The 24207-nt window shown below is 65.2% G+C and carries 35 protein-coding genes and 1 pseudogene; 35 read left to right on the top strand and 1 reads right to left on the bottom strand.

The genetic code is table 11. From position 1 onward, the window contains the following. The first annotated feature begins 101 nt into the window (after nucleotides 1-101). From rpsJ to rplQ, 27 genes and pseudogenes are all read left to right on the top strand, one after another. Nucleotides 102-416 carry a 30S ribosomal protein S10 gene (gene rpsJ, locus DBZ32_RS21170; RefSeq protein ID WP_119169247.1) on the top strand — a complete coding sequence of 105 codons (315 nt, stop codon included), beginning with the start codon at nucleotides 102-104 and terminating at the stop codon, nucleotides 414-416. A gap of 4 nt (nucleotides 417-420) precedes the next feature. Further along, nucleotides 421-1107, top strand: a pseudogene (gene rplC / locus DBZ32_RS21165) (50S ribosomal protein L3); the annotation flags it as partial. Between the two features lie 180 nt (nucleotides 1108-1287). Beyond that, a complete protein-coding gene (rplD, locus tag DBZ32_RS21160; protein ID WP_119169245.1) occupies nucleotides 1288-1908 on the top strand; it encodes a 50S ribosomal protein L4 in 621 nt (206 codons plus the stop codon). After that, nucleotides 1905-2237, top strand: coding sequence for a 50S ribosomal protein L23 (locus DBZ32_RS21155; RefSeq protein ID WP_119169244.1), 333 nt, complete (start codon nucleotides 1905-1907; stop codon nucleotides 2235-2237). Before rplD ends, DBZ32_RS21155 begins: the two co-directional genes overlap by 4 nt. Before the next feature lie 17 nt (nucleotides 2238-2254). Further along, nucleotides 2255-3085 (top strand): 50S ribosomal protein L2, encoded by an 831-nt coding sequence (rplB, locus tag DBZ32_RS21150; RefSeq protein WP_119169243.1) that lies wholly within the window; start codon nucleotides 2255-2257, stop codon nucleotides 3083-3085. Between the two features lie 12 nt (nucleotides 3086-3097). After that, nucleotides 3098-3376 (top strand): 30S ribosomal protein S19, encoded by a 279-nt coding sequence (rpsS, locus tag DBZ32_RS21145; protein WP_119169242.1) that lies wholly within the window; start codon nucleotides 3098-3100, stop codon nucleotides 3374-3376. Nucleotides 3377-3379: 3 nt separating this feature from the next. Continuing rightward, nucleotides 3380-3757: a 50S ribosomal protein L22 gene (rplV, locus tag DBZ32_RS21140; RefSeq protein WP_119169241.1), complete on the top strand. Its 378-nt coding sequence runs from the start codon at nucleotides 3380-3382 to the stop codon at nucleotides 3755-3757. Nucleotides 3758-3760: 3 nt separating this feature from the next. Next, nucleotides 3761-4450, top strand: coding sequence for a 30S ribosomal protein S3 (rpsC, locus tag DBZ32_RS21135; protein WP_119169240.1), 690 nt, complete (start codon nucleotides 3761-3763; stop codon nucleotides 4448-4450). A gap of 44 nt (nucleotides 4451-4494) precedes the next feature. After that, nucleotides 4495-4911 (top strand): 50S ribosomal protein L16, encoded by a 417-nt coding sequence (rplP, locus tag DBZ32_RS21130; protein ID WP_119169239.1) that lies wholly within the window; start codon nucleotides 4495-4497, stop codon nucleotides 4909-4911. 31 nt (nucleotides 4912-4942) lie between these two features. Then, nucleotides 4943-5152 (top strand): 50S ribosomal protein L29, encoded by a 210-nt coding sequence (rpmC, locus tag DBZ32_RS21125; RefSeq protein ID WP_119169238.1) that lies wholly within the window; start codon nucleotides 4943-4945, stop codon nucleotides 5150-5152. A 6-nt stretch (nucleotides 5153-5158) separates the two neighbouring features. Beyond that, nucleotides 5159-5452, top strand: a complete 294-nt coding sequence (gene rpsQ, locus DBZ32_RS21120) for a 30S ribosomal protein S17 (RefSeq protein WP_119169237.1) — start codon at nucleotides 5159-5161, stop codon at nucleotides 5450-5452. Nucleotides 5453-5488: 36 nt separating this feature from the next. Next, a complete protein-coding gene (gene rplN / locus DBZ32_RS21115) occupies nucleotides 5489-5857 on the top strand; it encodes a 50S ribosomal protein L14 (RefSeq protein WP_119169236.1) in 369 nt (122 codons plus the stop codon). After that, a complete protein-coding gene (gene rplX, locus DBZ32_RS21110) occupies nucleotides 5857-6180 on the top strand; it encodes a 50S ribosomal protein L24 (protein WP_119169235.1) in 324 nt (107 codons plus the stop codon). The genes rplN and rplX overlap by 1 nt, the downstream gene beginning before the upstream one ends. A 23-nt stretch (nucleotides 6181-6203) precedes the next feature. After that, nucleotides 6204-6746, top strand: coding sequence for a 50S ribosomal protein L5 (gene rplE, locus DBZ32_RS21105; RefSeq protein ID WP_119169234.1), 543 nt, complete (start codon nucleotides 6204-6206; stop codon nucleotides 6744-6746). 40 nt (nucleotides 6747-6786) lie between these two features. Then, nucleotides 6787-7092 carry a 30S ribosomal protein S14 gene (rpsN, locus tag DBZ32_RS21100; protein ID WP_119169233.1) on the top strand — a complete coding sequence of 102 codons (306 nt, stop codon included), beginning with the start codon at nucleotides 6787-6789 and terminating at the stop codon, nucleotides 7090-7092. An 18-nt stretch (nucleotides 7093-7110) separates the two neighbouring features. Further along, a complete protein-coding gene (gene rpsH / locus DBZ32_RS21095) occupies nucleotides 7111-7509 on the top strand; it encodes a 30S ribosomal protein S8 (protein ID WP_119169232.1) in 399 nt (132 codons plus the stop codon). 37 nt (nucleotides 7510-7546) lie between these two features. Then, nucleotides 7547-8080, top strand: coding sequence for a 50S ribosomal protein L6 (gene rplF, locus DBZ32_RS21090; protein WP_119169231.1), 534 nt, complete (start codon nucleotides 7547-7549; stop codon nucleotides 8078-8080). A 5-nt stretch (nucleotides 8081-8085) separates the two neighbouring features. Beyond that, nucleotides 8086-8448 (top strand): 50S ribosomal protein L18, encoded by a 363-nt coding sequence (gene rplR / locus DBZ32_RS21085; protein ID WP_119169230.1) that lies wholly within the window; start codon nucleotides 8086-8088, stop codon nucleotides 8446-8448. 38 nt (nucleotides 8449-8486) lie between these two features. Then, nucleotides 8487-9044, top strand: coding sequence for a 30S ribosomal protein S5 (rpsE, locus tag DBZ32_RS21080; protein WP_119169229.1), 558 nt, complete (start codon nucleotides 8487-8489; stop codon nucleotides 9042-9044). Nucleotides 9045-9049: 5 nt separating this feature from the next. Further along, nucleotides 9050-9238, top strand: coding sequence for a 50S ribosomal protein L30 (rpmD, locus tag DBZ32_RS21075; RefSeq protein ID WP_119169228.1), 189 nt, complete (start codon nucleotides 9050-9052; stop codon nucleotides 9236-9238). A gap of 69 nt (nucleotides 9239-9307) precedes the next feature. After that, nucleotides 9308-9832, top strand: a complete 525-nt coding sequence (gene rplO / locus DBZ32_RS21070; protein WP_119169227.1) for a 50S ribosomal protein L15 — start codon at nucleotides 9308-9310, stop codon at nucleotides 9830-9832. A 94-nt stretch (nucleotides 9833-9926) separates the two neighbouring features. After that, nucleotides 9927-11273, top strand: coding sequence for a preprotein translocase subunit SecY (gene secY / locus DBZ32_RS21065; RefSeq protein ID WP_119169226.1), 1347 nt, complete (start codon nucleotides 9927-9929; stop codon nucleotides 11271-11273). Continuing rightward, nucleotides 11270-11851 carry an adenylate kinase gene (locus DBZ32_RS21060; protein ID WP_119169225.1) on the top strand — a complete coding sequence of 194 codons (582 nt, stop codon included), beginning with the start codon at nucleotides 11270-11272 and terminating at the stop codon, nucleotides 11849-11851. The genes secY and DBZ32_RS21060 overlap by 4 nt, the downstream gene beginning before the upstream one ends. A 235-nt stretch (nucleotides 11852-12086) precedes the next feature. Continuing rightward, nucleotides 12087-12464: a 30S ribosomal protein S13 gene (rpsM, locus tag DBZ32_RS21055; protein WP_119169224.1), complete on the top strand. Its 378-nt coding sequence runs from the start codon at nucleotides 12087-12089 to the stop codon at nucleotides 12462-12464. 18 nt (nucleotides 12465-12482) lie between these two features. Beyond that, nucleotides 12483-12875 (top strand): 30S ribosomal protein S11, encoded by a 393-nt coding sequence (gene rpsK, locus DBZ32_RS21050; RefSeq protein ID WP_119169223.1) that lies wholly within the window; start codon nucleotides 12483-12485, stop codon nucleotides 12873-12875. Nucleotides 12876-13079: 204 nt separating this feature from the next. Beyond that, a complete protein-coding gene (locus DBZ32_RS21045) occupies nucleotides 13080-14096 on the top strand; it encodes a DNA-directed RNA polymerase subunit alpha (RefSeq protein ID WP_119169222.1) in 1017 nt (338 codons plus the stop codon). Nucleotides 14097-14231: 135 nt separating this feature from the next. Continuing rightward, nucleotides 14232-14660, top strand: a complete 429-nt coding sequence (gene rplQ / locus DBZ32_RS21040) for a 50S ribosomal protein L17 (RefSeq protein ID WP_119169221.1) — start codon at nucleotides 14232-14234, stop codon at nucleotides 14658-14660. A 135-nt stretch (nucleotides 14661-14795) separates the two neighbouring features. Here rplQ and DBZ32_RS21035 read toward each other — a convergent pair whose 3' ends face one another. Then, the gene (locus DBZ32_RS21035) at nucleotides 14796-15095 is read right to left on the bottom strand and encodes a hypothetical protein (protein WP_119169220.1); all 300 of its coding nucleotides are present in this window, start codon (nucleotides 15093-15095) and stop codon (nucleotides 14796-14798) included. 160 nt (nucleotides 15096-15255) lie between these two features. Here DBZ32_RS21035 and DBZ32_RS21030 point away from each other — a divergent pair, with 160 nt between their 5' ends. The 8 genes from DBZ32_RS21030 (at nucleotide 15256) to DBZ32_RS20995 (ending at nucleotide 24050) form a co-directional block, all read left to right on the top strand. Beyond that, nucleotides 15256-16692 carry a DegQ family serine endoprotease gene (locus DBZ32_RS21030; RefSeq protein WP_119169219.1) on the top strand — a complete coding sequence of 479 codons (1437 nt, stop codon included), beginning with the start codon at nucleotides 15256-15258 and terminating at the stop codon, nucleotides 16690-16692. A gap of 4 nt (nucleotides 16693-16696) precedes the next feature. Next, the gene (locus DBZ32_RS21025) at nucleotides 16697-18031 is read left to right on the top strand and encodes a replication-associated recombination protein A (protein WP_119169218.1); all 1335 of its coding nucleotides are present in this window, start codon (nucleotides 16697-16699) and stop codon (nucleotides 18029-18031) included. A 176-nt stretch (nucleotides 18032-18207) separates the two neighbouring features. Continuing rightward, nucleotides 18208-18870 (top strand): cysteine hydrolase family protein, encoded by a 663-nt coding sequence (locus DBZ32_RS21020; protein ID WP_119169217.1) that lies wholly within the window; start codon nucleotides 18208-18210, stop codon nucleotides 18868-18870. Nucleotides 18871-19087: 217 nt separating this feature from the next. Continuing rightward, on the top strand, nucleotides 19088-19468 hold the full coding sequence (gene crcB / locus DBZ32_RS21015) for a fluoride efflux transporter CrcB (protein ID WP_119169216.1): 381 nt from the start codon (nucleotides 19088-19090) through the stop codon (nucleotides 19466-19468). Further along, nucleotides 19465-20463, top strand: a complete 999-nt coding sequence (locus tag DBZ32_RS21010) for an RluA family pseudouridine synthase (protein ID WP_119169215.1) — start codon at nucleotides 19465-19467, stop codon at nucleotides 20461-20463. Before crcB ends, DBZ32_RS21010 begins: the two co-directional genes overlap by 4 nt. 4 nt (nucleotides 20464-20467) lie before the next feature. Next, nucleotides 20468-21142 (top strand): HAD-IA family hydrolase, encoded by a 675-nt coding sequence (locus DBZ32_RS21005; RefSeq protein WP_119169214.1) that lies wholly within the window; start codon nucleotides 20468-20470, stop codon nucleotides 21140-21142. Further along, on the top strand, nucleotides 21139-23304 hold the full coding sequence (locus tag DBZ32_RS21000; RefSeq protein ID WP_119169213.1) for an AsmA family protein: 2166 nt from the start codon (nucleotides 21139-21141) through the stop codon (nucleotides 23302-23304). Before DBZ32_RS21005 ends, DBZ32_RS21000 begins: the two co-directional genes overlap by 4 nt. A gap of 23 nt (nucleotides 23305-23327) precedes the next feature. Further along, a complete protein-coding gene (locus DBZ32_RS20995) occupies nucleotides 23328-24050 on the top strand; it encodes an ATP12 family chaperone protein (RefSeq protein WP_119169212.1) in 723 nt (240 codons plus the stop codon). Nucleotides 24051-24207: the final 157 nt, after the last annotated feature.

Here is a 24207-nt window from a genome sequence, read left to right as displayed (position 1 = left end):
TCTCCAAAATCGTCGAGTAGTGGAGTTTTAGAGCGGGAGGGGGTCCGCGATCTACTTCGGAACCCCTCGTCGTTTCTTGGATAAGAGCGGTCGAGCAAGCCATGGAAAGCCAGAATATCCGCATCCGCCTGAAAGCCTTCGATCATCGGGTGCTGGATCAGTCGACGGGTGAGATCGTGAACACGGCCAAGCGCACCGGTGCGCAGGTCCGTGGCCCGATTCCCTTGCCCACGAAAATCGAGCGCTTCACCGTGCTGCGGTCGCCGCACATCGACAAGAAGAGCCGCGAGCAGTTCGAGATTCGCACGCACAAGCGGCTGCTCGACATTGTCGATCCCACCCCGCAGACCGTGGACGCGCTGATGAAGCTCGACCTCGCCTCGGGCGTGGACGTCGAGATCAAGCTGAAGGGCTAGGGCTATGCGTACGGGTCTGATCGCTCAGAAAGTTGGAATGACACGGGTCTTCGATACCGAGGGCTCTCACGTTCCGGTGACCGTGCTGCAGGTTGACGGTTGCTACGTGACCGCGCAGCGGACGTCGGACCGGGACGGCTATGTGGCTCTGCAGCTCGGTGTCGGGGCGGCCAAGGTCAACCGCGTCAGCAAGCCGGAGCGCGAGCGTTTTGCGAAGGCGAAGGTCGCCCCGCGCAAGCGTCTGGTCGAATTCCGCGTCGCCGAAGACGCCCTGATCGATGTCGGCAGCGAGCTGACCGTGGATCATTTCCTGCCTGGTCAGTTCGTCGACGTCGCCGGTACCTCGATCGGTAAGGGCTTCGCGGGTGTCATCAAGCGCCATGGCTTCGGCGGCATGCGCGCGAGTCACGGTGTGTCGGTCTCGCACCGGGCACATGGCTCAACCGGCCAGAATCAGGATCCGGGCAAAGTCTTCAAGAACAAGAAGATGGCCGGACACATGGGCGATGGCCGCGTCACGACCCAGAATCTGAAGGTGGTCAAAGTGGATGTCGAACGCGGGCTGATCTTGGTGCGCGGCGCGGTGCCCGGTTCCGAAGGCGGCTGGGTCACGGTCTGCGATGCGGTCAAGCGGGCGCGTCCCGACGATGCGCCCTATCCTGGCGCTGTTCGTTCGGCGCCCGTCGAAGAAGAGCCCGTCGCCGAGGAGGCTCCGGCCGAGGAAGTTTCGGCTGAGGAGACTGCGGCCGCACCTGAGGCCGAGGCGTCCGGTGAGACCGCTGCGCCTGCGGCCGACAGCGCCGCGCCCGAGGCGGGCGCCGGCGGCGACGCGAGCGGTGACAGCGGCGAAGAGAAGAAGGACTCCTAAGTCATGAAGCTGGACGTCACCACGCTCGCCAACGAGACCGCCGGGCAGATCGACCTCGACGAGTCGATCTTCGGGGTCGAGGTGCGCCGCGACATCTTGCATCGGGTCGTCACCTGGCAGCTCGCCAAGCGCCGGTCCGGTACGCACAAGGCCAAGGGCCGCAGCGAGATCGTCGGCACGACCAAGAAGGCGTACCGCCAGAAGGGCACGGGCCGGGCGCGCCGCGGCAACCTGAAGACCAATATCATGCGCGGCGGCGGCGTCGTGCACGGCCCCTTGCCGCGCGATCACGCCTTCGACCTTCCGAAGAAGGTGCGTGCGCTCGGGTTGAAGTGCGCCCTCTCGGCGAAGGCCAAGGACGGCAAGCTGGTGGTGCTGGAGACGGCCAAGGCCGAAACCCACAAGACGAAGCCGTTGGTCGAGCAGCTCGTGAAGCTGGGCTGGGACAATGCCTTGATCATCGACGGCGCGGAGATCGATACGCAGTTCGAACGGGCCGCGCGCAACATCAAGGGTGTCGACCTGCTGCCGCAGCAGGGCGCGAACGTCTACGACATCCTGCGGCGGGATCGCCTGGTGCTGACGCGCGCCGCGGTCGAAGCACTGGAGGCACGGTTGAAATGAGCAGGGCACGTCCGCGCAAGAAGCTCGAGTTGCAGCTCTCGCAAGAGCGCATGTACGAGCTGATTCGTCGCCCCTTGGTGACCGAAAAGACGACCCTGGGCGGTGAGCACGGCCAGATTGCCTTTCAGGTGCCGCTGGATGCGAACAAGCCGGAGATCAAGGCAGCCGTCGAGGGGCTGTTCAAGGTCAAGGTGAAGGCGGTCAACACCGCGATCCAGAAGGGCAAGGTCAAGCGGTTCCGGGGTCGTCTCGGTCAGCGCTCCGACTTCAAGAAGGCTTACGTCACCCTCGAGGAAGGTCACGCCATCGACGTGACCACCGGTATCTAAGGGGCGGGATCAGAGTTATGGCGCTCAAGACCTTCAATCCGATCACGCCGGGCCAGCGGCAGCTGACGATCGTCGATCGCAGCGGCCTCTGGAAGGGCAAGCCGGTCAAGAAATTGACCGAGGGCCTCAGCAAGTCCGGTGGCCGCAACAACCAGGGCCACGTGACGGCGCGGCGTCGCGGCGGCGGGCACAAGCGGACCTATCGGATCATCGACTTCAAGCGGCGCAAGTGGGGCGTTCCGGCCACGGTTGAGCGGTTGGAGTATGATCCCAATCGCAGTGCCTTCATCGCGCTGATCGCTTACGAGGACGGTGAGCAGGCCTACATTCTGGCGCCGCAGCGGCTGGCGCCGGGCGACAGGGTGATCGCGGACACGCGGACCGATGTGAAGCCGGGCAATGCAATGCCGCTGCGCAGCATTCCGGTCGGCACCATCATCCACAACGTCGAGCTGAAGCCCGGTAAGGGCGGTCAGATGGCGAGAGCCGCCGGTACCTACGTTCAGCTGGTCGGCCGCGACCAGGGCTACGCTTTGCTGCGCTTGTCGAGCGGCGAAGTCCGCATGGTGCGCGGCGAGTGCATGGCCTCGATCGGTGCGGTCTCCAATCCGGACCAGCAGAACATCAGCCTGGGCAAGGCGGGGCGGAACCGCTGGCTGGGCCGTCGCCCCTCCGTGCGCGGCGTCGCGATGAACCCGGTCGATCACCCGCATGGCGGCGGCGAAGGCCGTACCTCGGGCGGTCGCCATCCGGTGAGCCCGACGGGCAAGCCGACAAAGGGCCACCGGACCCGTCAGAACAAGAAGACCGATGCGCTGATTGTCCGGCGCCGGCACGCCAAGAAGTAGGGGCCGCGAAGCATGGCGCGTTCAATTTGGAAGGGTCCTTTCGTCGACGCTTACCTGCTGAAGAAGGCGGATAAGTCGCGCGATTCGGGCCGCAACGACATCATCAAGACCTGGTCGCGACGCTCGACCATCATGCCGCAGTTCGTCGGCCTGACCTTCGGCGTCTACAACGGCCAGAAGTTCCTGCCGGTTCTGGTGACCGAAAACATGGTCGGTCACAAGCTCGGAGAGTTCGCGCCGACCCGGACGTTCTACGGGCATGCGGCCGACAAGAAGGCGAAGAGGAAGTAGGCCATGGGCAAGCCCAAAATGGAGCGCCGGCTGGCCGACAACGAGGCGATGGCGATGGTGCGCAACCTGCGGGTTTCCCCGCAGAAGCTGAACCTGATTGCCGGTTTGATTCGCGGCAAGTCCGCGCAAACCGCGCTGGCTGAGCTGCAGTTCAGCAAGCGGCGGATCGCGCAGGACGTGCGGAAGGTGCTGCAAAGCGCCATCGCCAATGCCGAGAACAATCATCAGCTCGACGTCGACCGCCTGATGGTGGCAGAGGCGAGTGTCGGCAAGTCGATGGTCATGCGCCGTTTCCGGCCCCGCGCCCGCGGCCGCGTCGGCCGTATCCAGAAGCCTTTCAGCCGCCTGCGGGTGGTCGTCCGCGAGCGCGAGGAAGCCTAAGTCATGGGTCATAAAGTCAATCCGATCGGCCTGCGTCTCGGCATCAACCGGACCTGGGATTCGCGCTGGATCGCCGGCAAGGACTATGCCGACCTGCTGCACGAAGACCTGAAGCTGCGGGCGTTTCTCAAGAAGCGCTTGAGCCAGGCCGGCGTCTCCAAGGTCGTGATCGAGCGTCCTGCCAAGCGGGCACGGATCACCATTCATACGGCTCGGCCGGGCGTGGTGATCGGTAAGAAGGGTGCGGATATCGAGAAGCTGCGCGGCGAGCTGTCGAAGATGACCGGCGGCGAGGTTCATCTCTCGATCGTGGAGATCCGCAAGCCCGAGATCGACGCACAGCTCATCGCGGACTCCATCGCGCAGCAGCTTGAGCGCCGCGTTGCCTTCCGTCGCGCCATGAAGCGCGCGGTACAGGCCGCGATGCGGCTCGGCGCTCAGGGCATCCGGATCAACTGCGGTGGCCGCCTGGGCGGCGCGGAGATTGCGCGCACCGAATGGTACCGCGAGGGCCGCGTGCCGCTGCACACCTTGCGGGCCGACATTGACTACGGCGTTTCGACGGCGATCACGACCTACGGCACCTGCGGGGTCAAGGTCTGGGTCTTCAAGGGCGAGATTCTGGCCCACGATCCGCTGGCCAGCGAAAAGCGCCACACCGAATTGCAGACCGGCCCGGCCGGTCGCGGTTAACCGCGCGACGCGCGAACGGACGTTCGAGAAGGACTGGAAGAGAGATGCTTCAGCCGAAGCGCACCAAATTCCGCAAGCAGCACAAGGGCCGCATCCACGGCCTGGCCAAGGGCGGAACGACGCTGGCCTTCGGTCAATACGGACTGAAGGCGCTCACGCCGGAGCGGATTTCCGCGCGCCAGATCGAGGCTGCGCGCCGTGCCATCACGCGCCATATGCGCCGCGTCGGCAAGCTGTGGATCCGCGTCTTCCCGGATGTGCCTGTGTCGCAGAAACCGGCCGAGGTTCGTCAGGGCAAGGGCAAGGGGTCGCCGGAGTGGTGGGCCTGCCGGGTCAAGCCGGGCCGTATCATGTTCGAGCTCGACGGCGTGTCCGAGGAGCTGGCGCGCGAGGCCTTTATTCGCGCCGCCGCCAAGCTGCCGGTTCGTACGAAGTTCGTCGCCCGTCCGACGGCCGATTGAGGCCGGGACGGGAGGCAAGGAGTAGAGTGAGATGAAAGCGACCGATCTGCGCACCAAGAGCGAAGACGAGTTGAAGCAGGAGCTGCTGGGCTTGCGCAAGGAGGCCTTCAATCTGCGCTTCCAGGCCGCCAGCGGCCAGCTCGAGAATACGACGCGTAAGCGGCTGGTGCGCCGCGGCATCGCGCGCATCAAGACGATCCTGCGCGAGCGGACCGCTCAAGCGCAGGCCAACAAGGAGTAAGTCACCATGCCGCGTCGCGTCCTGCAGGGCACCGTGGTCTCGACCAAGATGAACAAGACCGTCACCGTTCAGGTCGAACGCCGCGTGATGCACCCGCTGTATAAGAAGTTCATCAAGAACTCGAAGCGCTATCACGCGCATGACGAGGAGAACCGCTGTCAGGAAGGCGAGACCGTGCGCATCGTCGAGTGCGCTCCGATCTCGAAGTCCAAGCGGTGGAAGGTGCTTGACGGTGGCGCGCAGGATGGCGGCGCCCCGGATGCGGCCGCCGCTGCGGCCGAGAGTGCGACAAAGGGCTGACTTCGGTCCGGTACGAGGGTTTAGGAGTAAGGCGTCATGATTCAGATGCAGACGAACCTCGACGTGGCCGACAATTCGGGTGCGCGCAGGGTGCAGTGCATCAAGGTGCTGGGCGGATCGAACCGGCGCTTTGCCAGTGTCGGCGACGTGATCGTCGTTTCGGTCAAGGAGGCGATCCCGCGCGGCCGCGTCAAGAAGGGCGACGTGCATCGTGCCGTCATCGTGCGGACCGCGAAGGACTTGCATCGGGCCGACGGCACCACGATCCGGTTCGACCGCAACGCGGCGGTGCTGCTGAACAAGCAGAATGAGCCGATCGGGACCCGCATCTTCGGCCCGGTGACTCGCGAATTGCGCGCGAAGCGTTTCATGAAGATCGTCTCGCTGGCGCCAGAGGTGCTGTGATGAAGAAGCTTAAGATCAAGAAGGGCGATCGGGTGATCGTCGTCGTCGGACGCTCCAAGGGCGTGGTCGGCGAGGTGCTGCGGGTCGACCGCGCAGACGATCGGGTGCTCGTGCAGGGCGCCAATCTGGTCAAGCGCCATCAGCGCCCGAGTGCCCAGAACCCGCAGGGCGGGATCGTGGAGATGGAAGCTCCCATCCACGTCTCGAACGTCGCCCATGTCGACCCGGAGGCGGCGGATCGCCCGACCCGCGTTGGCTATCGTTTCGTCGAAGGCCGCAAGGTGCGTTTTGCCAAGCGCTCCGGCGCGCCGATCGACAGCTAAAGACCCGACTGAGGACGAGACCCATGGCTGCCCGCATGCGTGAGCACTATCAGACGGTCGTGAAGCCGGCGATGAAAGAGGCCTTCGGCTACGCGAACGACTTCGAGGTGCCGAAGCTCGACAAGATCGTGATCAACATGGGCGTTGGCGAAGCGGTTGCGGATCGCAAGAAGCTCGACAGCGCCGTTCAGGAACTCGCCGCGATCTCCGGCCAGAAACCGGTGGTCACGAAGGCGCGCAAGTCGATCGCCGGCTTCAAGCTGCGCGAGGGCATGGCCATCGGCTGCAAGGTCACTCTGCGCCGCGAGCGGATGTACGAGTTTCTCGATCGGTTGGTGAATATCGCTCTGCCGCGTGTCCGCGACTTTCGCGGTCTCAACGGCAAGTCCTTCGACGGACAGGGCAACTTTTCGATGGGCCTGAAAGAGCAGTTGGTCTTTCCGGAGATCGAATACGACCAGATCGACGAGGTCCGGGGTATGGACATCGTGATCTGCACCACGGCCAAGAACGACGAGGAGGCGCGTGCGCTCCTCGCCAACTTCGACATGCCGTTCCGGCAGTAGTCCAACGGCTGCTACGGATTTCGGCGAAAGGGTAGACGCAATGGCGAAAAAGTCTGCGGTAGAGAAGAATAAGCGACGCCAGAGGATGGCCAAGCAGTATGCGGCCAAGCGGGCGGAGCTGAAGGCGGTCGCCAACGACCGCTCGCTGCAGCCGGAAGAGCGCTTCCAGGCGTTCCTCAAGCTTGCGGAGTTGCCGCGCAATGCGTCGAAGACGCGCGTGCGCAACCGCTGCGAAGTGACGGGACGCCCGCGTGGCTACTACCGTCGTCTGAAGATGTCTCGTATTGCCTTGCGCGACCTGGCCTCGACCGGCCAGATCCCGGGCATGGTCAAGTCGAGCTGGTAAGGAAGGAGTAGCGGCGTCATGGCCATGAGTGATCCCCTTGGGGACCTGCTGACCCGCATTCGCAACGCGCAGCGCGCCGGCAAGTCTGCGGTTCTGACACCGCATTCGAAGCTGCGCCTGAACGTCCTGGACGTGCTGAAGCGCGAGGGCTACATCCGCGACTATGCGGAGGGCAGCGACGATCGCGGCCACGGGCAGATCGAGGTGCAGTTGAAGTACCACGACGGTGCCCCGGTCATCCGCGAGATCGCCCGCGTGTCCAAGCCGGGTCGGCGGGTCTATTCGAAGATCAAGGAGTTGCCGCGCTTCTACAACGGGCTCGGCATTGCGATCCTGTCGACGCCGAAGGGCGTGATGGCGGATCATCAGGCCCGGGCCGAGAACGTGGGCGGCGAGGTACTCTGCCGCGTCTTCTAAGGCGCCGGTCGGAGGGTTCGAACGGAGTGAAAGTGTCATGTCGCGCATAGGCAACAATCCGGTAGAGGTGCCCGGCGGCGTCGACGTCAAGGTCGACGGTCGAACGGTCACGGCCAAGGGCAAGCTGGGACAGCTGAGCTACACCTCCACCGATGACGTCACCATTGCGCTCGATAGCGGTCAGGTGACGGTCAGCCCGGTGAGCGGTTCGAAGCAGTCGCGTGCCATGTGGGGCACGGCCCGCGCTCGAATCCAGAACTTGGTGACCGGCGTGAATGAGGGCTTCACCAAGAACCTGGAGATCACGGGTGTCGGCTACCGCGCAGCGGTGCAGGGCAAGACCTTGAACCTGCAGCTCGGCTATAGTCACGACATCAATTACCCGATCCCCGAGGGCTTGACCGTCAAGTGCGAGCGGCCGACCGCCATCTCGATCCACGGGGCGGACAAGCAACTGGTCGGTCAGATGGCGGCGGTGGTGCGTGCCATGCGCGGTCCGGAGCCCTACAAGGGTAAGGGTATCCGCTATGCCGACGAGCAGATCATCCGCAAGGAAGGCAAGAAGAAGTAACTGCCATGCTGAGCAAATCCAAAGTTCTGCGCCGCCGTGCCCGCCGGGTTCGCAATGATCTGAGCAAGAAGGCGAGAGGTCGTCCGCGCCTCAGCGTCTTCCGTTCCTCGAAGCATATCTATGCGCAGGTCATCGACGACGTTCAGGGCGTGACCCTGGCGGCGGCTTCGAGCCTCGACAAGGACCTGCGCAGCCAGCTCAAGACCGGGGCCGATCAGGCCGCGGCGGAGGCGGTCGGCAAGCTGTTGGCCGAGCGCGCCAAGTCCAAGGGCGTCGAACAGGTCGTGTTCGATCGTGGCGCCTACATCTATCACGGCCGGGTCAAGGCCCTGGCCGACGCCGCACGTACCGGCGGCTTGAGCTTTTGAGCCGGGTTCGCAGCGAGCAGGAACGGGACTGAGAGACTATGGCACGACCCCAACGTGACGATCGCCGCGAAGACTCGGACATCGTCGACAAGCTCGTCGGCATCAACCGCGTGGCCAAGGTGGTCAAGGGCGGCCGCCGCTTCGGTTTCGCCGCCCTCGTGGTGGTGGGCGATCAGCGTGGCCGCGTCGGCTTCGGCCACGGCAAGGCGCGCGAGGTGCCCGAGGCAATTCGCAAGGCGACCGAATCGGCCAAGAAGGGCATGGTCCGCGTGCCGCTACGCGAGGGCCGTACCCTGCATCACGACATGCGCGGCGTCTTCGGCGCCGGCCGTGTGGTGATGCGCGCCGCGCCTCCGGGCACGGGCATCATCGCCGGCGGTCCGATGCGTGCGATCTTCGAGTGCCTGGGCGTTCAGGACGTGGTGGCCAAGTCGATGGGCACCCAGAACCCCTACAACATGATCCAGGCCACCTTCGAGGCACTGAAGGATATGCAGTCGCCCCGCATGGTCGCGCAGCGCCGTGGCAAGAAGGTCTCCGACATCGTCGGTAAGCGCGGCGAGCCGGCCTCGAACGGCGCCGAGATCACGGAGTAACGACCATGGCGGCCAAGAAGAAAAGCGTGAAGGTACAGCAGATCAGCAGCGGCCATGGTCGCAAGCCGGGTCAGGCGGATACCCTGAAGGGCCTTGGATTGCGCCGCATCGGTCATGTGCGCGAGCTCGAGGACACGCCGGCGGTGCGTGGTATGATCGAAAAAATCCCCCATCTTGTGCGGGTGGTCGAGTAAGTCCCCCACAAGGACGGCGGGGCGGGTATCGCTGGACGGTGCCCGCCGGACGAGAAGGATGTAGGTGAGATGAAGCTCAATGAGCTGGCTGACAATCCAGGTGCCCGCAAGGCGCGCAAGCGAGTCGGCCGTGGCATCGGCTCCGGCTTGGGCAAGACCTCGGGCAAGGGTCACAAGGGCGCCAAGGCCCGCAGCGGCGTTGCCATCAAGGGCTTCGAAGGCGGCCAGATGCCGCTGCATCGCCGCTTGCCGAAGCGCGGTTTCACCAACATCTTCCGCCGCGAGTATGTCGAGGTGAATCTCGGTCGGTTGCAGGCGGCGATCGACGCCGGCAAGCTGGATCCGGCGCAGCCGATCGATGCTGCGGCCATGCAGGCGGCCGGGCTGTTCAAACGATCGCGAGATGGCGTGCGCCTGCTTGCCAATGGCGAACTGAAGGCCAAGATAACCGTAACAGTTGCCGGAGCCTCGAAGGGCGCTCTGGAAGCGGTCGAGAAGGCAGGTGGATCGGTGACTGTGGCGGCGCCGAAGAAAGCGGCCAAGCCTGCTGACGCGGAAGACGCGACAGGCGAGACCGCTACAGAGACGGCCTAGCGGCAAGACCCGGAAAGCGGTTCGGGCTGCGGGCCCAACCAACAGGGAGGCGCGCGGCAGTTAGGCCGCCGGCTCCGGGACCGAGACGAGGAATATGGCTTCAGCCGCTGAACAGCTTGCCGCGAACATAAATTTCGGCGCCCTTGCGAAGGCGACGGAACTCAAGCAGCGCATCTGGTTCACGCTAGGTGCGCTGATTGTCTATAGGCTGGGGACTTACATCCCGGTCCCGGGCATCGATCCGGCACAGCTCGCGCTGATCTTCGCGCAGCACCAGGGCGGTGTCCTCGGTGTGTTCGATATGTTTGCCGGCGGTGCGCTTGGTCGCATGACGATCTTCGCGCTCAACATTATGCCTTACATCTCTGCGGCGATTATCATGCAGCTGCTCACGGCGGTGAATCCGACGCTGGAGCAGCTCAAGAAAGAAGGCGAGACCGGCCGCAAGAAGATCAACCAGTACACGCGCTACGGCACGGTCGTGCTGGCCGTCTTCCAATCCTATGGGATTGCCGTGGGCCTCGAGAGCATGGGTGGGGCCGGCGGGTCGGCTGTCATCGACCCGGGACTCTATTTCCGGATCACGACGGTGATCACCCTGACCGGCGGCACCATTTTCCTGATGTGGCTGGGCGAACAAATCACCCAGCGCGGCGTCGGCAACGGGATCTCGCTGATCATCTTCGCCGGGATCGTGGCGAACCTGCCCTTCGCGCTGGCTTCGACCCTGGAGCTGGGCCGCACGGGGGCGCTCTCGACCGGTTTCATCCTCTTCATCATCCTGATGGCGGTGGTGGTGATCTCCTTCATCGTCTTCATGGAGCGGGCGCAGCGCCGGATCCTGGTTCAGTATCCGAAGCGTCAGGTCGGCAACAAGATGTTCGGTGGCGAAGCCTCGCATCTGCCCTTGAAGCTGAACCCGGCTGGCGTGATCCCGCCGATCTTCGCATCGTCGCTGCTGCTCATGCCGCTGACGGTGGCCGGCTTCACGGGCGGCCAGGCGGCCACCGGATGGCTGGGCACCGTGACCGCCTATCTGGGCCACGGCCAGCCGCTCTACATGGCACTCTACGTCGGCCTGATCATTTTCTTCGCCTTCTTTTACACGGCGATCGTCTTCAATCCGGCCGACACGGCCGAGAATCTCAAGAAGCACGGCGGCTTCATCCCCGGTATCCGCCCGGGTAAGAACACGGCCGACTACCTCAACCACGTCCTCATGCGGTTGGTGACGGTAGGGGCGATGTACCTGGGGCTGGTCTGCCTCTTGCCGGAGCTGCTGATCAGTCAGTACTCCGTGCCCTTCTACTTCGGTGGCACCAGCCTGCTCATCGTGGTCTCGGTGACGATGGACACGGTGGCACAGATTCATTCGCACCTGCTGGCACATCAGTACGAGGGCCTCGTCAAGAAGGCCAAGTTGAGGGGGAGACGGGGATGAACGTGATTTTGCTCGGCCCGCCCGGGGCCGGGAAAGGGACCCAGGCACAGCGCCTGCAGGAACAGCACGGGATGAAGCAGCTCTCGACGGGCGAGATGCTGCGGAGCGCCGTTGCTTCGGGTAGCGAGTTGGGCCGGCAGGCCAAGGGGATCATGGATGCCGGGCAGCTGATGCCCGACGACCTGATGGTCAAGATGATTTCGGACCGGATCGCCCAGCCCGACTGCGCGAAGGGCTTCATTCTGGACGGCTTTCCCCGCACGGTCCGGCAGGCGGAGGCGCTGGACGAGATGCTGGCGACCAAAGGCCTGAAGCTGCATGCGGTGATCGAAATCAAGGTGAAGGATGAGGTTCTGGTGGACCGCATCGAAACCCGCATCTCGCAGTCGCAGGCTGTCCGGTCCGACGACAATGTGGAGACGCTGAAGAAGCGGCTTGCCGTCTATCACGCGCAAACGGCGCCGATCCTGCCCTACTACGAGGCGCAGAACCGGCTGATCACGGTCGACGGAATGAAGTCGATCGATCAGGTGAGCGGCGAAATCGAGGCGATTCTGACGGCTGCCGTTCAGGGGTGAAGGTGGTCGCGGTCGGACTCGCTGGAGCGGATGGCGATCTGCTCCGGATAGCGGGTCGAGGTCGTTTGGAACGAGAAGAGGAGCGGGAAAAAGCCCGGTTCGCGACTTGACGGAGCAGGTGGAGGTCCTATACTCCGCCCTCCCTCGGCGCGGCGCGGTTGCCGGGGTTTTCCTATTGGGAACAGTCGAAGAGCGTCCGCAGAGCGCGGGCGTTGCGTTTTGGGGAGACCACCACGTGGCCCGTATTGCTGGTGTCAATATTCCGAGTAACAAGCGCGTTCACGTCGCGCTGACCTACATCCACGGCATCGGTCCGGCGAAGGCCGGAGAGATCTGCGGCAAGGTTGGAATCGTCGAAAGCCGTCGCGTCAACGAATTGACCGATGATGAGGTCGTGCGCATCCGCGAGACCATCGACCAGGACTACATGGTCGAGGGGGATTTGCGCCGCGAAGTTGCAATGAACATCAAGCGTCTGATGGATCTCGGCTGCTATCGCGGTCTGCGTCACCGCAAGGGGTTGCCGGTCCACGGTCAGCGCACTCACACCAATGCGCGTACGCGCAAGGGGCCGGCTCGTCCGATCGCGGGCAAAAAGAAGGCCACCCGGTAAGGCATCAGGGCAGATATCATGGCGAAACCCCAGCAGACCCGCGTTCGTCGTCGCGAACGCAAGAACATTACCAATGGCATCGCGCATGTGGTCGCGAGCTTCAACAATACGACGGTGACCATTACCGACGTGCAGGGCAATACCATTTCCTGGTCGTCGGCCGGGTCGGTGGGTTTCAAGGGATCGCGCAAGTCGACGCCCTTCGCCGCCCAGATGGCGGCCGAGGATGCCGGTAAGAAGGCCCAGGAACACGGCATGCGCACCCTCGAGGTGAACGTGAAGGGACCCGGGTCCGGACGCGAATCGGCTCTGCGTGCGCTGCAGGCGACGGGGTTCCAGATCACGGCGATCCGGGACGTGACGCCGGTGCCGCACAACGGTTGCCGTCCTCCGAAGCGCCGGCGCGTCTAACCGCGACTTGTCACGGGGCCGCGAAGGCTCCGTACCACCGCCGCCCGACGCAGTGAGCGCGCCTCCGGCTTTTGCGAGCGCCGGACGTGCTCGGGACAGGGCGGCTCGTCAGACGGCGGGCATCGGCGGAACGCAGACGTCGCGTTTTCCGCCATTTCGCCGTTCGGCACTCGCTCGCAACGAGAGGCCTTGAGGCTGGAAGTTATGATGCAGAAAAACTGGACCGAATTGATTAAGCCCAACAAGCTCGACATCCAGTCGGGGACCGATGCTCAGCGCCTGGCGAAAGTGGTCGCCGAGCCGTTGGAGCGTGGCTTCGGCCTGACGTTGGGCAACGCACTGCGGCGTGTCTTGCTGTCGTCGCTGCAGGGGGCGGCCGTAACGGCGGTGCAGATCGACGGGGTATTGCACGAGTTCTCGTCGATCCCCGGTGTGCGCGAAGACGTCACCGATGTCGTGCTCAACATCAAGGGTCTCGCCCTGCGGATGCACGGCGAGGGGCCGAAGCGCATTCGCTTGCGAGCCGATGGTCCCGGTGAGGTGACGGCGGGTCAGATCGAGACCGGGCCGGATATCGAGGTGATGAACCCGAACCTGGTGATCTGCACGCTCGACGACGGTGCGCGCATCGACATGGAGATGACGGTTGCCTCCGGAAAGGGCTACGTGCCCGGCAGCCAGAACCGTCAGGAAGACTCGCCGATCGGCCTGATCCCGGTCGACTCGCTCTTCTCGCCGGTGCGCCGTGTCGCCTACCGCGTGGAGAACACGCGTGTCGGGCAGGTGACCGACTACGACAAGCTCACCATGGACGTCGAGACCGACGGCACCGTCACTCCGGATGACGCCGTCGCCTTGGCGGCGCGGATCCTGCAGGATCAACTGCAGCTCTTCATCAACTTCGAGGAGCCGAAGGTCCGCGAGGTCGCCGAGGAGCGTGCGGAGCCGCCGTTCAACAAGAACCTGCTGCGCAAGGTCGACGAGCTGGAACTTTCCGTCCGCTCGGCGAACTGCCTGAAGAACGACAACATCATCTACATCGGCGATCTGGTTCAGAAGACCGAGGCCGAGATGTTGCGAACCCCGAACTTCGGCCGCAAGTCCTTGAACGAAATCAAGGAAGTGCTGTCTCAGATGGGACTGCATCTGGGCATGGAGATTCCGGATTGGCCGCCGGACAACATCGAAGACCTGGCGAAGAAGCTGGAGGAGCCGTTCTAGGACGGCCTCTCCGAGGGTCGGTCTGACCCAACCCGTGCGTACCGCGCTGCCGGCCTTGGCCGGGGCGCAGGGCGGACGGGTGGATAAATCGGTTTCGCGCCGCGAAGCCCAGCACGATGAAAGGAGTGACTCGACATGCGTCACGGAAATTCAGGCCGGAAACTCAACCGGACCCCGTCGCACCGCAAGGCTATGTTCGCGAACATGGCGGCCGCGCTGATCAAGCACGAGCAGATCGTGACCACCTTGCCGAAGGCGAAGGACCTGCGCCGGGTTACCGACCGCCTCATCTCGCTGGGCAAGAAGGGCGGGTTGGCCCGCCGTCGTCAGGCCCTGGCCACGCTGCGCAACGACGTCCTGGTCAGGAAGCTCTTCGACGAGCTGTCCGAACGCTACAAGGATCGTCCGGGCGGCTACACGCGGGTGCTGAAGGCGGGCTTCCGTTACGGCGACATGGCCCCGATGGCGGTGATCGAGCTGGTCGACCGCAATCCGGACGCCAAGGGTCAGGACTCGGGCCCGACCGCCGAGAAGGCCGACGAGGAAGAAGAGACCGAGGCCTAGGCCTCGGCCTCGGTTGCCGTCAGGCCGACGGCGTGATCGACACAGAAAGGGCGGTGCCGTTGGGTGCCGCCCTTTTTGCTGTCCGCGCTATCGTGGAAAAGTCCAGCGATCGAACGGCGATCGACCGGGCGAAATCTAACGGTCGAGAGGTTTTTCGTAGAGTTTGCTGCCGGTGGTGGTGTCGAGAGAGATGATCACGGCTTGCCCTTCCGGGTTGAGACCCTGCAGGTCGATCTGATTGTCGAAGCCGTTGCCGTCCGCGAGGCGGAGATCGCTGTAGCCGAGCCGCTCCAGCCGGGCCATGGCACTGCCGAGGTTCACGCTGCTCTGATCGTTGGGATCGCCGTCCTGCGCGGTGGCGAGCCCTGCGCCTAGCCCGATCAGCAGGGCGGTGGCGAGTCCGGTGAAACGACGCTTTGCCGGTCCTGTGAGCATCTTCGAAGGTTCCTCGTTGTCCGACCTCGCCCCCGGCCGCCTCGCGGCAAGCTGCGCTGGCCGAGCCTATTACCGCAGCCGGGGCTGTTGCCCTTGTGCTAAAGATGCGAATGGTTGGCCCTCTCTGACAAGAGGGTCGAGGCGCGAGGAGTCCGATAGGATGATTTTCAGTCGCGGCAGACGTATCAGGGGACGGCGGTGGGGCGCGGTGGCGATTGTCTTGGCGGCTCTCCTGCCGCTGACAGCCGCCGCGCAGCAGCGGGTCGTGCCGGAAAGCCGGGAGGAGATGCAGCTCTCCTTCGCGCCGGTGGTGAAGGAGGTAGCTCCCGCGGTCGTCAACATCTTTGCCAGCAAAACCGTTGTGCAGCGTCAGTCGCCGATGCTCGACGATCCCTTCTTTCGTCGCTTTTTCGGTGAGGATTTCGGGGTTTTCGGGCAGCCGCGCGAGCGGAACCAGAACTCGCTCGGGTCGGGTGTCATCGTCGACTCCTCCGGGCTGGTGGTTACCAACCATCATGTCATCGCGGATGCGGATGAGATCCGCGTCGTTCTTGCGGACCGGCGGGAGTTCGAGGCGGAAATCCTGTTGGAGGATCCGCGTACCGACATCTCGATCCTGCGTCTGGAGAGCGACGCATTGGACCTGCCGGTCGCGACCTTCCGCGATTCCGATAGCATCGAGGTCGGGGACCTTGTGCTGGCGATCGGCAACCCCTTCGGCGTCGGCCAGACGGTGACCAGCGGCATCGTCTCGGCGACCGCGCGCACGCAGGTCGGCGTTACCGACTACAGCTTCTTCATTCAAACCGATGCGGCGATCAATCCCGGGAACTCGGGGGGCGCGCTCGTGACCCTGGACGGAGGGCTCATCGGGATCAACACGGCGATCTACTCCCGGAGCGGCGGCTCGATCGGGATCGGCTTCGCGGTCCCCAGCAACATGGTCGCAACCGTGGTCGCCGGGGCGCGCGAAGGCGGCGTCGTACGGCGGCCTTGGGCTGGGGCCCAGGGCCAGACGGTGACGGCCGACCTCGCCCAGGCAGTCGGCCTGTCGCGCGCCGTCGGCGTCATGGTCGGGGAGATCTATCCGGGCGGTCCGGCCGATCGCGCCGGCCTTGCCGAAGGCGACGTGGTCCTGGCCGTCGGCGGTCAGCCGGTGGCCGATACCCAATCCCTGCGCTACCGCCTCGCGACCCAGCGGCTCGGTGCGCAAACCGAGCTCCAGGTCTGGCGCGCAGGCAGCGAGGTGGTGATCGACCTGCCGTTGGAAGTGGCGCCGGAGACGCCGCCTCGCAATCCCGCGCGCCTGAGCGGCCGCCACCCGCTCAGCGGCGCCGTCGTTGCCAACCTCTCTCCGGCCTTGGCCGATGAACTCGATCTGCAGGGGACCTGGCAGGGCGTGGTCGTGTTGCAGGTTCCGCGCGGCTCGCCGGCGCGCCGCTCCGGATTTCGCCGGGGCGACGTCCTGCATGAGGTGAACCGTCAGGCGGTTCGCACGGTCAGCCAGCTCGGTGTCGCCATCGAGGCGGCGGAGGGACGCTGGCAGATGCGGGTCGAGCGCGAGGGGCGTGTGCGCTCCGTCGACTTCTCCGGCTGAGTCCATGTCCTTGTTCGAGAGCCAGGCGCCGCGGCCGCTGGCCGATAAGCTAAGGCCGAAGACCTTGGCGGAGGTCGTTGGGCAGCAGCACCTGCTGGCCACGGAAGCGCCGCTGGGCCGCATGCTGGCGCAGCGGCGGCTCGCGTCGCTGATCCTTTGGGGGCCGCCGGGGTGCGGCAAGACCACCATCGCCCGCCTGCTTGCGGAAGCCACGGATCTGGAGTTCGAACCGCTGTCGGCGGTCTTCTCGGGTGTCGCCGACCTGCGCAAGGTCTTCGAGCGGGCCCGCCAGCGGCGTTCGGCGGGCCGCGGAACCTTGCTGTTCGTCGATGAGATCCATCGCTTCAACCGCGCTCAGCAGGACGGCTTTCTGCCCTATGTCGAGGACGGCACCGTGGTGTTGGTCGGCGCGACCACGGAGAATCCCTCCTTCGAACTCAACGCGGCCTTGCTGTCGCGCTGTCAGGTGTTGGTTCTCAAACGCCTGGATCACGATGCTCTGGGCGAGTTGGTGCGGCGCGCCGAGGTGGAGCTGGAGCGCCCGCTGCCCTTGACGGACGCGGCGCGGGAGGCGCTGCTGGCCCTGGCGGACGGCGACGGCCGCTACCTGCTGAATCTTGTCGAGGAACTGGCCACCTTGCCGCCGGCGCCGCAGCGCGATCCGGCCGGCTTGGCGGAGATCGTTCAGCGCCGCATGCCGCTCTACGACAAGGGTCAGGAGGCGCATTACAATCTGATTTCCGCGCTGCACAAATCGCTGCGCGGCTCCGACACCGACGCCGCGCTCTACTGGCTGGCGCGCATGCTGGCCGGCGGCGAAGACCCTCACTATATCGCCCGGCGTCTGGTCCGCTTCGCCGTCGAGGATATCGGCCTTGCCGACCCCAATGCTCTGCCGCAGGCCATCGCCGCCTGGGAGACCTACGAGCGCCTGGGCTCGCCCGAAGGGGAACTGGCGCTTGCCGTCTGCGTGATCTACCTGGGCACCGCACCGAAATCCAATGCCGCCTACCGGGCCTTCGCGGCCGCCAAGCGGAGCGCGAAGGAGACAGGCTCCCTTGCCCCGCCGCTGCATATCCTGAACGCGCCCACCGGCCTGATGCGCGACCTGGGATATGGCGCCGGATACGCCTACGACCACGATGCCGAAGACGGCTTTTCCGGGCAGACCTACTTCCCGGACGATCTGCCGCGCCAGCGGTTCTATCGTCCGGTCGAGCGTGGGTTCGAACGCGAGATCGCCAAGCGCGTGGAGTACTGGGAGCGGCTGCGCGCCCGCCGGCAGGGCGGGACCGAGTCTGGTGCGGGCGCGGAAAGCGGGGACGGCCCAGGCACTTAGCCGGGGTGCGGGACGACGCATGCCAAAGCCTTGCGTAGCCGGCGAGGCGGTCATGCGTTCCGTAGGGTTGTTCCGCAAAACAGCGAGCTTATTGTCACCGCAACAAAGCGGACCCGGCATCGGATCGTTGCCGGGCTCGCTCCCGAAACCCGAACGTAGAGACCGCTTCTCGCGATATGCCCGAGTACAATGTTCTCGAACGCGACCACGTCGCCCTCCTGACCATCGATCTGCAGCGCGATTTCGCGCGGGCCGATTCACCGATCAGGACCAGCGGTGTCGGCGGCAACACGCCCAACATCAAACGACTGGTCGAGGGCTTTCGGGAGGCCGGCAAGCCGATCCTGCATGGGGTTCGCTTCTACCGGCCGGACGGCTCCAACGTCGATCTCTGCCGACGCGGTGCCGTCGAGGAGGGGCTCAGAGTCCTGATGCCGGGCACAAGGGGCGCCGAGCTTTGGGATTGCATCAAGCCCAACGCCTCGGTTCGCCTGGATGCCGAAGGGCTCTTGGCCGGCGACATGCAGCAGATCGCGGCCCAGGAGTACGTTTTCTACAAGCCCCGCTGGGGGGCATTCTACGGCACGGCGCTGCAGGAGCGTCTGGAGGCGCTGGGCGTTACCACCTTGGTCGTCACGGGCTGCAACTTCCCGACCGGGACCCGTGCATCGATCTACGAGGCCTCCGCGCGCGACTATCGGGTGGTGGTTGGCTCCGATGCGGTCTGCGATGCCAGCGACGAGGCCTTGCGCGAGCTGGGCCGTCTGGGTGTCTATCAGATGACCACCGACGCCAGCCTGGCCTGGCTGAAGGGGATCCGAACCGCCACGGCCGCCTGACCTGCGCTCCTGAGGCTGCCAGACCGGGCCGTCGTGCGCCGTCTGTTTCCGTCGCCTCGGCCCTTGGAGTCGGGACCGTCGGCCATACCGCGTCCCGGTTCGACCTTTCGCCAGCAGGTAGCTGCTCTGGCTCTCCTCGTCGTTCCCTGCTAGGACAGCGTCGGGCACTCCCTTAGGGCGCTGCCGCGGCGCAGACCTGACAAGCAGACCCGACAAGATGCAATTCATTCTGGCGATCGCTGCCGGTGGCGCCCTCGGGGCGCTGGCCCGGCATTTCCTGGCGCAGCAGGTAATGCACCTGACCGGCGGCGGCTTTCCTTACGGCATCTTGGCCGTGAACGTCGTCGGCTGCTTTCTGATGGGGCTTCTCCTGGAAATCTCCGCTTCGCTGTGGCAGCCGAGCGCCGCGCTCCGGGCTTTCCTTGCGGTCGGTTTCCTCGGCGCTTTCACCACCTTCTCGACCTTCTCGCTCGATGTGGCCCTGCTTTACGAACGCGGAGAGATCGGTCTGGCGGCTCTCTACGTCGCGCTCTCGATCCTACTGTCGGTCGGCGGTCTCTTCTTCGGGCTCTGGCTGGTTCGGGCGCTGGCGGCATGAGTAGGGTCGAGACGCGCATCGTTGCGCCCGGCGAGGCCGATCAGCGCTTGGATCGCTGGTTCAAGCGCTGCTATCCCGGCCTTGGCCACGGGCGGTTGGAAAAGCTGCTGCGGACCGGCCAGATCCGGGTCGACGGCAAGCGGGCCAAGGCCAACACGCGGCTTGAGGCCGGCCAGGCGATCCGGGTTCCCCCCATCGAGCGGGACGGGGAGGCGGCATCCCCCAAGCCCGCCGTGCCGTCCCTGTCGAAAGCCGAAGTCGAAGCGCTGCGGGCCAGCGTGCTGCATCGGGATGCCCGGGTTCTCGCACTCAACAAACCGGCTGGACTGGCCGTACAGGGTGGGCCGAAACAGGCGAAGAACCTGGATGCCCTGCTCGACCTTCTAACCTTCGGGGCCGACGAACGTCCCCGTCTGGTGCACCGCCTGGACCGGGATACCTCCGGCGTCTTGCTGCTCGCGCGCACGGTCGCGGCGGCGCGCGCGCTGACCGGCGCCTTCAAGCAGGACGACGCCCGTAAGCTCTACTGGGCCCTGGTCGTGGGCAAGCCGCCCAAGGCGCGCGGTCTGATTCGCCTGGCGCTCGACAAGCGCGGCGGTCCCGGTGGCGAGAAGGTGCGGGTGGACGAGGCCGGCAAGCAGGCGGAGACCCGCTATGCCGTGATCGCGGCGGCCAAGGGCATCACTTGGCTTCTGCTGAACCCCTTGACCGGACGTACGCATCAGCTGCGCGTGCACTGTGCGGCGCTCGGCTGTCCGATCCTGGGCGACGGTAAATACGGCGGCAAGGCCGCCTTCCCGGAACGCCTGCAGGTGCCTAAGACCGTTATGTTGCATGCCCGCGAGCTGGCGGTGCCCCACCCGGACGACGGCACCACCCTTCGGGTTCAGGCGCCCTTGCCGCCGGACCGCCTTGCGGTTTGGCAGAAGCTCGGTTTCGATCCCGACGACTCCAAGGCGGCAAATTTGATGCAAGACATCGAAACATGGGGTTAAGGCATTGAGTTGGCATCTTATTCTCTTCGATCTTGATGGGACATTGGTCGACAGCCGAGCAGGGATCGTTCACTGCACCCATGCGGCCTTTCGGGCGCAGGGCTTGCCTCTGCCGGAGGAGTGGCGGATCGCGCGGGTGGTCGGTCTGTCCTTGGAGCTCGCGCTGGAGCGGCTGCTGCCTGACGGATCGGAGCATCTCGTCGTCGAAGTGACCAGGGCTTACCGCGAGGCGGCGCAGGCGATGCGTGCGCGCGCCGACTTCGAGGAGCCGCTGTTTCCTGGGGTGCCGTCGATTCTGAACGAACTGGCGCTGCCGGACGTTCATTTGGGTATCGCGACCGGCAAGAACCTGCGCGGGCTGCGCAACACCTTGGATCGTCACGGCCTGACCCATCTCTTCTCCACCCTGCAGACCCCGGACGTGGCGCCGAGCAAACCTCATCCCGCCATGGTCGAGCGTGCGCTTGCCGAATGCGGCGTCGAACGGCAGCGCACGGTGATGGTCGGAGACAGCACCTTCGACATGGAAATGGCGCAAAATGCGGATATACTCGCTATTGGTGTGTCTTGGGGTTATCACAGCTCCGCGGAGTTGAAGGCGGCCGGTGCAGCCGTCATCATTGACCGGCCGGTGGACCTCCCGGCCTCCCTGAACGATCTGTTGGAGAAGGTGACATGAGGATCAAGTACGTCCTGTTGGCGGTGGCCGGTCTGTTCGTCGCGGTGCTGGCGGGCGGCTACATCTATCTCTCCACGCTCGATCTCGAGGCGTTGAAAGCCCGGGCGGAGGCGGAGGTCGAGAAGGCGACGGGTCGCCAGCTGACCATTGCGGGGCCGGTCGATCTGGCGATCGGTCTGCAGCCGGCAATCGCCGTCGAACAGGTCACCCTGTCCAATGCGGATTGGGGCAGCCGGGCGGAGATGGTCACGCTCGAGCGTTTCGAGCTCGAGCTGGCTCTGCTCCCGCTGCTGTCCGGGGATGTGCAGGTCAACCGGATCGTTCTCGTCCGCCCCGACATTCTGGTCGAGACCAATCCGGCGGGTGAGGGCAATTGGGCGATGGGTCCGGCGGCGCCCGGAACCGAAGCCGGAACAGCAGCCGAGGCCGAGCCCGCTGCGCCGGATCAGCCGGCCGAGAGCGGCGAGGCGCCTTTGATCCCACGCGTGGTCGCGGTGGAGATCGAGGAGGGCCAGTTGGTCTTCCGGGACGGGGTCACCGAGGAGACCCTGACCCTCGATCTGGAGTCCCTGGTCGTGCGTCAGGCCGACGGTGGGCAGGAGCTGGACCTGGCCGCGACCTTCCAGGGCGCGGAGATCGCGCTTTCCGGGACCACCGGGGCTGTCGACGCGGTGCTTGCCGGTGGTGATTTCCCGGTCGATATCTCGGGCACTGTCGCGGGCAACCAAGTGTCGATCAGCGGCGTTGTGGGAACCCCGATGTCCGCGCCGGCGCCGGACCTCACGCTCAGTCTGCAGGGCGAGAGCCTCGATTCTTTCGCCCCGCTGGCCGGTGGTGCGGAGCTTCCGCCGCTCGGGCCTTTCAGCTTGGAGGGCCGTCTCGTGACCGAAGGTCAGAGCTACGGCCTTGAGGACCTCAACATCACGGTCGGCGGCAGCGACATGCGCGGCAGCCTCAGTGCCGATCTCTCCGGCGACCGGCCTCGGGTGACCGTCGATCTGACCTCCAGCGTGATCGACCTGCAGGACTTTCAGGCGGGTGACGGCGCCGGAACCGACGATGGCACCGAAAATGGCACGGGCGCTGGTGGAGCCGAGGGCGAGGCGGGCGCGCCGGCGCCGGCCGGAGAGTCGCCCTACGTGATCCCCGACACGCCGCTTCCGCTCGACGTCTTGCGAACGGTCGATGCCAGCGCGCAGGTGGCGGCCGGCGTTGTCCGTCTCGATCCCGGCCTGGAAATCACGGATGTCACGGTTGGCGTGACCCTCGACGGCGGCAACCTGCAGATTGCCCCACTGCAGGCCGGATATCAGCAGAGCCGGATGGAGGGCCAAGTCGGACTCGATGCCTCCGGAGAGACGCCGCGGCTCGCGACTCAAATCACGGTCGACGAGCTGGATTTCGGCCAGATGCTGAACGATCAGGGCATCACCGAGGATGTCCAGGGCACCATGGACATCCGCATCGATCTGACCGGGAGCGGCGCCAGCCCCCGGGCGATTGCCAGCAGCCTCAATGGCACGACGGACCTCGTCAACGAGGGCGGGCGCATCAGCAACCGTCTGCTGGCCATTCTGGGTGCCGGCTTCACGCAGGTCTTGGGGCCGCTGCTCGGGGGCGAGGATACGACCGCCCTCAACTGCATCGTCAGCCGCTTCGAAATCACCGACGGCCTTGCCGAGAGCCGGGCGATGGTGCTCGACACCGCCAGCTTTTCACTGGCGGGTGGCGGTAACGTCGATCTGCGGAGCGAAGAGCTCGATCTGACCTTCGATACGGCTTCGCGGGTTCCGTCGCTGGTATCGCTGGCGATTCCCTTCCGGGTCCAGGGGACCATGAAGAACCCCAGCGTCGTTCCCGATCCGGTCGGTGCCTTGCGAGGCGTTGCCGGAGCCGCGGCGACCATCGCCAATCCGCTCGCCGTCCTTGGCGCCGTGGCCGGAGGATCGGTCGTTGGCGGCGGGGATCAGGCTGCGGAGAATCCTTGCCTGACGGCCCTGGATCCAGACGCGCAGGCGGAAGCCGGAGGCGAACCCACCGGCGGCGCGGCGGTGCCGGAGGCGGTCGAGGGCGCGGGCGATGCCCTGCGGGATGGTGCCGAGGGCGCCGGCGAGGCCATCGAAGAAGGCGTCGACCGTCTGCGGAATCTGTTCGACAACTAGGAAGTTCGTAAAATCATACTGTTATGAAGCGTTTTTATAGTTCTGCCGAAGCTTCTCCTATGGAGGAGGGCTTCGGCGTCCTGCTCGACGGTCGGCCGCTCCGCACGCCCGGTGCCGCGCTTCTGGTCTTGCCGAGCGAGGGTCTGGCGGCGGCTCTGTCCGAGGAATGGAGCGCGCAGGAGGAACGGATCCGTCCGGCCTCCATGCCGCTGACGCAGATCGCCTGCACGGCCATCGACCTGGCCGCCAGCCAGTCGGCCCAGGTGGTTGAGGAACTCGTCGGCTTCGCGGATACGGAGCTTCTTTGCTACCGCGCCGAACGGCCGGCCGACTTGGTGCAGCGGCAAGCCGCAGTCTGGCAGCCGCTGCTCGACTGGGCCGAGGGTACCTATGGAGCGCGGCTCGTCCTGGCGACCGGGATCCTGTACCGACAACAACCGGCCTCGAGCCTGGCGGCCTTGCAAGAGGCCGTTTCGCGCTACGACCCCTTCGTCCTGACCGCTCTGGCGACGGCGGTCCGGGCGGCCGGTTCGCTTGTCGTCGGCTTGGCGCTCGTAGAACGGCGCCTTTTGCCGGAGGAGGCCTTCGCGGCGGCCGAACTCGATGAGAGCTACTGTCTTGAGCGCTGGGGCGACGACCCGCAAGCCACCCAGAGGCGCGCGAGCGTCAAGTCGGACCTGGCGGTGGCCCGCCGTTTCGTCGACCTCCTGGGCGCTGACCGGAGTATTGTGGAACCGATCCCTTAAATCGCTCCTACCAAATAAAAATATAAAGCAATATCAAATTTTTATTAAAAATTCTTCAGATATAACATTGGCTTTGCGATAAGGCTTCGGAAGCGAAGCTGGTGAAATTCCGCCGACGGTGCTATCCCCGTCGCGGGACTGTCATGGGTTGGACTCA

It is taken from the genome of Algihabitans albus (assembly GCF_003572205.1).
In the GTDB taxonomy this organism is placed as follows: domain Bacteria; phylum Pseudomonadota; class Alphaproteobacteria; order Kiloniellales; family DSM-21159; genus Algihabitans; species Algihabitans albus.
The sequence above is the reverse complement of the archived record's forward strand: the minus strand, read 5'-3'. Positions and strand labels throughout refer to the sequence as shown.

What these genes read in the sequence shown, in the direction of transcription:
- rpsJ (WP_119169247.1), top strand. Translation starts at nt 102, where the DNA reads ATGGAAAGCCAGAATATCCGCATCCGCCTGAAAGCCTTCGATCATCGG.
- rplD (WP_119169245.1), top strand. Translation starts at nt 1,288, where the DNA reads ATGAAGCTGGACGTCACCACGCTCGCCAACGAGACCGCCGGGCAGATC.
- DBZ32_RS21155 (WP_119169244.1), top strand. Translation starts at nt 1,905, where the DNA reads ATGAGCAGGGCACGTCCGCGCAAGAAGCTCGAGTTGCAGCTCTCGCAA.
- rplB (WP_119169243.1), top strand. Translation starts at nt 2,255, where the DNA reads ATGGCGCTCAAGACCTTCAATCCGATCACGCCGGGCCAGCGGCAGCTG.
- rpsS (WP_119169242.1), top strand. Translation starts at nt 3,098, where the DNA reads ATGGCGCGTTCAATTTGGAAGGGTCCTTTCGTCGACGCTTACCTGCTG.
- rplV (WP_119169241.1), top strand. Translation starts at nt 3,380, where the DNA reads ATGGGCAAGCCCAAAATGGAGCGCCGGCTGGCCGACAACGAGGCGATG.
- rpsC (WP_119169240.1), top strand. Translation starts at nt 3,761, where the DNA reads ATGGGTCATAAAGTCAATCCGATCGGCCTGCGTCTCGGCATCAACCGG.
- rplP (WP_119169239.1), top strand. Translation starts at nt 4,495, where the DNA reads ATGCTTCAGCCGAAGCGCACCAAATTCCGCAAGCAGCACAAGGGCCGC.
- rpmC (WP_119169238.1), top strand. Translation starts at nt 4,943, where the DNA reads ATGAAAGCGACCGATCTGCGCACCAAGAGCGAAGACGAGTTGAAGCAG.
- rpsQ (WP_119169237.1), top strand. Translation starts at nt 5,159, where the DNA reads ATGCCGCGTCGCGTCCTGCAGGGCACCGTGGTCTCGACCAAGATGAAC.
- rplN (WP_119169236.1), top strand. Translation starts at nt 5,489, where the DNA reads ATGATTCAGATGCAGACGAACCTCGACGTGGCCGACAATTCGGGTGCG.
- rplX (WP_119169235.1), top strand. Translation starts at nt 5,857, where the DNA reads ATGAAGAAGCTTAAGATCAAGAAGGGCGATCGGGTGATCGTCGTCGTC.
- rplE (WP_119169234.1), top strand. Translation starts at nt 6,204, where the DNA reads ATGGCTGCCCGCATGCGTGAGCACTATCAGACGGTCGTGAAGCCGGCG.
- rpsN (WP_119169233.1), top strand. Translation starts at nt 6,787, where the DNA reads ATGGCGAAAAAGTCTGCGGTAGAGAAGAATAAGCGACGCCAGAGGATG.
- rpsH (WP_119169232.1), top strand. Translation starts at nt 7,111, where the DNA reads ATGGCCATGAGTGATCCCCTTGGGGACCTGCTGACCCGCATTCGCAAC.
- rplF (WP_119169231.1), top strand. Translation starts at nt 7,547, where the DNA reads ATGTCGCGCATAGGCAACAATCCGGTAGAGGTGCCCGGCGGCGTCGAC.
- rplR (WP_119169230.1), top strand. Translation starts at nt 8,086, where the DNA reads ATGCTGAGCAAATCCAAAGTTCTGCGCCGCCGTGCCCGCCGGGTTCGC.
- rpsE (WP_119169229.1), top strand. Translation starts at nt 8,487, where the DNA reads ATGGCACGACCCCAACGTGACGATCGCCGCGAAGACTCGGACATCGTC.
- rpmD (WP_119169228.1), top strand. Translation starts at nt 9,050, where the DNA reads ATGGCGGCCAAGAAGAAAAGCGTGAAGGTACAGCAGATCAGCAGCGGC.
- rplO (WP_119169227.1), top strand. Translation starts at nt 9,308, where the DNA reads ATGAAGCTCAATGAGCTGGCTGACAATCCAGGTGCCCGCAAGGCGCGC.
- secY (WP_119169226.1), top strand. Translation starts at nt 9,927, where the DNA reads ATGGCTTCAGCCGCTGAACAGCTTGCCGCGAACATAAATTTCGGCGCC.
- DBZ32_RS21060 (WP_119169225.1), top strand. Translation starts at nt 11,270, where the DNA reads ATGAACGTGATTTTGCTCGGCCCGCCCGGGGCCGGGAAAGGGACCCAG.
- rpsK (WP_119169223.1), top strand. Translation starts at nt 12,483, where the DNA reads ATGGCGAAACCCCAGCAGACCCGCGTTCGTCGTCGCGAACGCAAGAAC.
- DBZ32_RS21045 (WP_119169222.1), top strand. Translation starts at nt 13,080, where the DNA reads ATGATGCAGAAAAACTGGACCGAATTGATTAAGCCCAACAAGCTCGAC.
- rplQ (WP_119169221.1), top strand. Translation starts at nt 14,232, where the DNA reads ATGCGTCACGGAAATTCAGGCCGGAAACTCAACCGGACCCCGTCGCAC.
- DBZ32_RS21035 (WP_119169220.1), bottom strand. Translation starts at nt 15,095, where the DNA reads ATGCTCACAGGACCGGCAAAGCGTCGTTTCACCGGACTCGCCACCGCC.
- DBZ32_RS21030 (WP_119169219.1), top strand. Translation starts at nt 15,256, where the DNA reads ATGATTTTCAGTCGCGGCAGACGTATCAGGGGACGGCGGTGGGGCGCG.
- DBZ32_RS21025 (WP_119169218.1), top strand. Translation starts at nt 16,697, where the DNA reads ATGTCCTTGTTCGAGAGCCAGGCGCCGCGGCCGCTGGCCGATAAGCTA.
- DBZ32_RS21020 (WP_119169217.1), top strand. Translation starts at nt 18,208, where the DNA reads ATGCCCGAGTACAATGTTCTCGAACGCGACCACGTCGCCCTCCTGACC.
- crcB (WP_119169216.1), top strand. Translation starts at nt 19,088, where the DNA reads ATGCAATTCATTCTGGCGATCGCTGCCGGTGGCGCCCTCGGGGCGCTG.
- DBZ32_RS21010 (WP_119169215.1), top strand. Translation starts at nt 19,465, where the DNA reads ATGAGTAGGGTCGAGACGCGCATCGTTGCGCCCGGCGAGGCCGATCAG.
- DBZ32_RS21000 (WP_119169213.1), top strand. Translation starts at nt 21,139, where the DNA reads ATGAGGATCAAGTACGTCCTGTTGGCGGTGGCCGGTCTGTTCGTCGCG.
- DBZ32_RS20995 (WP_119169212.1), top strand. Translation starts at nt 23,328, where the DNA reads ATGAAGCGTTTTTATAGTTCTGCCGAAGCTTCTCCTATGGAGGAGGGC.